The 3,800-nt window shown below is 67.8% G+C and carries 4 protein-coding genes; all 4 read right to left on the minus strand.

What is annotated here, in order from left to right; genetic code table 11:
* The coding region (locus FVW20_RS09520) for a cytochrome c3 family protein (protein ID WP_196609236.1) at positions 1–371 on the minus strand (371 nt) is incomplete at its 3' end.
* A gap of 20 nt (positions 372–391) precedes the next feature.
* Positions 392–1,729 carry an electron transfer complex ferredoxin TmcB gene (gene tmcB, locus FVW20_RS09525; protein WP_196609237.1) on the minus strand — a complete coding sequence of 446 codons (1,338 nt, stop codon included), beginning with the start codon at positions 1,727–1,729 and terminating at the stop codon, positions 392–394.
* A gap of 88 nt (positions 1,730–1,817) precedes the next feature.
* Complete coding sequence (tmcC, locus tag FVW20_RS09530) at positions 1,818–2,477, minus strand: TmcC family electron transfer complex membrane anchor subunit (protein ID WP_196609238.1); 660 nt, start codon at positions 2,475–2,477, stop codon at positions 1,818–1,820.
* A gap of 22 nt (positions 2,478–2,499) precedes the next feature.
* On the minus strand, positions 2,500–3,800 hold a 1,301-nt coding region (gene tmcD, locus FVW20_RS09535; protein ID WP_231039008.1), incomplete at its 5' end, for an electron transfer complex subunit TmcD.

Below are 3,800 nucleotides of genomic sequence, written 5' to 3' on the forward strand. Positions count from 1 at the left end.
GGCGTGCCCGAGCCGGCCTTGCCGACCCCGCCTCCCCCCCCGCCGTGGACGGCGTGGCAGTCGGCGCAAGGGGTGCCCTCGGACGTTGGGGCCGCAGGGTCGCGCCGTCCGTCCTCGGTGGTGCCGTGGTGGCAGGTGCCGCATTCGTCGATTTTGGCCTTTTCGTTGTGCGTGTCGTGCACGAAGCGGGCGGCGGGGCGCGATTGCGGGGCCAGTACCTCGGGCGCCAGGGTCTTCATGTCTTCCTGCGCCGGGGCCATGGCCACGGGCGGCAACAGCAGGAACAGCATCGCTGCGGCAAGGATGGCCGTCACGATCGCCGGTTGCGTCGCAAGCCGGGGTGCCCGGGGCAGGGAACGTGGTGCCTTCATGCGGGTGCTCCTTGCCGTGCCTACGCGGCGCCGGGCTTTTCCATGCAGTCGTAGATCAGGTCGCCCAGGAACTTGGTGTGCATGCCGAGTTTGTAGTGGTGGATGATGTCCTCGAGCCCGCCGTGGCAGTTGTGGCAGGGGGCCACCACCGTGTGCACGCCCGTGGCGGCAAGCTGGTCGGCCTTGGCCTTGTTGCCCGCCAGGCGCACGCCCTTGAAGGGCGGGCCGCAGTTGATCACCCCGCCGCCCGCGCAGCAGCACAGGTTGTGTTCTCGCGTGGGGGACATTTCCACCACGTTGGAGCACAGGGCGTGGGTGACCTCGCGCAGCTTGTCCATCAGGCCGCGCCCCCGGATGATGTTGCACGGGTCGTGGATGGTCACCGGTTCATCGAATTTCTTGGCCAGCCTGATCTTGCCCTCGGTCAGCAGTTCCCAGAAGAATTCCACGGAATGCACGATGGGCACGGGGTGGTACTTCCAGCCCAGCCAGCGGTTGCCCACGTCGTACACCGAGCGGAAGGCGTGCCCGCATTCACCCATGACGATGCGCTTGACCTTCAGCTTCTGGGCCATCTCGAAGTGGCAGCGTTTCAGCCGCCCCATCATTTCGTAGTCGCCGGTGAACATGCACATGTCGCTGTTGTCCCAGCCGGGGGACGAGGGCATGGTCCAGTCCACCCCGGCCTGGTCGAAGATCACCGCCGCCTGGTAGATGAGCTGGGTGCGGAACTTGGGTTCCGGCGCGATGACCGAATACAGGAAATCCGCCCCTTCCTTGTCGAAGGGGATGCGCAGCGCGGGAATTTCGCTGCGCGCCTCGTCTTCCTGCCACACCAGGCTGTCCATCCATTCGTCGTCCTTGACCCACATCTGGTTCATGGTGCCGGAATGGCTGTGCGCGGTATCCTGGATGTACAGCGGCACCACGCCCAGGCGGTGGCAGATGCGCCGCACCAGGCTCATGACGTAGCCGGTATCGATGCCCACGGGACAGTAGTGCACGCAGCGGCGGCACAGGTTGCATTCCGTGTAGGCGATCTGGGCCATGCCGTAGATGTCGTCCGGGTCCACCTTGCCGCCGGTGCGCAGCAGCTTCCACATGGTCTGTTCCATCTTGCCCACGGGCGAGTATGTGGGGTCGCCGTCGTGCGAGATGCAGTAGTGGCAGGCGTCGGCGCACATGCCGCAGCGCATGCAGGTTTCATGGTAGACGGCCAGGCGCGCCCCGGCCTCGCCCCTGGTCACCGCCTTGACCACGCGTTCGATGCGTTCGCGCGTCAGGGCGGCCACGCCCCGCACGAGGTTGGCGTCTTCTATGCGGCGTTCCGCGATGCCCGAGAATTCCGTTGCGCTCATGTGGTTGTCTCCCGTGGGATGGCGCCATGCGCCCTTCCGATGAATCCGTCCGGTCCCTTCTGCCTGCCCTTTCCTGCCTGTGGCCCGCCTACCAGTCGGGGCAGTGGCGCACCCCGCCGAACTCCGAGCCCATGTAGGCCCGCGTGAAGGGCGAGAAGATGGCGTGCGACAGCCGGGTGAAGGGCAGGGCCATCAGCGTGGCCTCGCCCGACAGCACGTGCAGGGTGGACAGCAGCAGGTTGTCACCGATCTGCTGCTTGGCCAGGAACGCGGTGATGCACGGCACGGCCACCAGCGCCAGCACCAGCCAGTCCATGGGCCGGGTGACGAAGCGGACTACGGGAAGTTGCAGGCGTCGCCATGCAAAGAACCCGCACAGCAGGATGACCAGCACGGTCAGGGTGTCGGCGATGCCTTCGGGTAACGACCAGACATCGATGCCGAAGGCGTAATCCCACAGCACCGCGTGTCCTGGCGCAAAAAGCAGCAGCAGGCCCAGCGCGGTGTGAAAGGCGAAAGTGGCCACGGTGACGGCGGGGTTGGCCCGCCATCCCAGGGTGGCGAACGGGGTTGCCCAGTGCGCCATGGAGCGTGCGGCAAAGCGCACATCCATGTATGCCACGGCGTTCATGTCCTTCTTGCGTGCCAGCGCCCACATGGAGGCCAGGCGCCAGGCCGACCCGCCCAGAAACACGGCCCAGGCGATCCAGGTCAGGGGGCCCACGGCGAAATTGTACAGTTGCTGCATTGCTATTGCCTCCGCTGGCCCATCAGGCCCTGAAGTCGTCGGGAGTGGCCACCCACCGTTCGCACGCGCCGTCGCGGATGCCCCGCAGCAGCACGGTCGTGCCGGTTCCGGAATCGGAGGGACCGAACACCGGGTCCCACGCCGTGGTGAAGGCATCGCGCCACGGGCGGCCATCCAGCAGCACCGTTTCACGGCCCCCCTGGCGCACCCGCACCGCCACGTGCCGCCCGCAGGGGCTGAACACGGGCCGCCATGCCATGTCCCACTTGCCGGGCCAGGCCACGCCGTCCACCACCACCTGCCAGGCGGTGTTGTCGTTGCTGGCAAGGGCCGCGGCGCGTTTGCCGTCGGGCGACAGGACAAGGTCTGTGATCACCGGGGCGGTGAACGGCCAGGGCGCTGCGTCGCGGGCCACGGTGAAATTGCCGTACCCGGGGGCCACGATGGCCCACAGGTGCCGCCCGTCGGGACTCCATGCGGGCGACCAGCACTGGAAGAAGCGCGCCTCCCACAGCAGGGTGCCGTCCAGGGCCATGCCCCAGCGCCCATCCTTGCGGACCGGGGCGGCCACAGCGCCGGTGGCCGGGTCGAAGCACGGTTCCCACACGCAGGGGAAGGTGGCGGGCCACGGCGTTCCGTTGACGACCACGGTGTACTCGGAATGGGAAAGGCGCACCTGCGCGGCCACCCTGTCGTTGCGGTTGTCGAACACCGGGGTCCACACGTTCATGAAATTGTGGCCCCATGCCTCTCCATCCACGGCCACGCTGTACACGCCCCGCACGAAGGTTTCGATGTCGGCCTGGCCCAGCGGCACGGTCTGCACCACGGCGGCGGTGCGGCGACCGTCGGGGCTGATGGAGAAGTTGTTGGCGTTCTCGTACAGCGTTTCCCAGGGCTCGCCGTCAACGATCATGCCGTAGCGCATGTCCTGCTGCACGGCGGCGATCAGCTTTCCGGCGGGGCCGTGCACCAGCGACCAGATGAACCCGTAGGTTTCAGGCCACGGTTCGCCGTCCACGACCACGGTCCATTCCCCGTCCTGCTGGACGATGGCGGCCAGCCGCCCGTCGGGCAGGAAGCGCGGCGACCAGACCTTGTCGAAGCCCGCGTCCCAGACGCCGCCGTCCACGCGCATGGTGAAGCTGTCGTCCTCCTGCCGGACCACGGCGGCCACATGCATGCCGTCGTGCGACATGAGCGGCTCTTCCTGCCATTGGTGGCCGGGCAACGGCGCGAGGGACGGCGCGATGACCCGCCTGCCCGGTTCCCACTGGCCGGGGCCGGACTGCGGAAGCCCCGTTGCGGCGTGCGCGGCGGGCG

The organism is Nitratidesulfovibrio oxamicus, assembly GCF_015731765.1.
Taxonomy (GTDB): domain Bacteria; phylum Desulfobacterota; class Desulfovibrionia; order Desulfovibrionales; family Desulfovibrionaceae; genus Cupidesulfovibrio; species Cupidesulfovibrio oxamicus.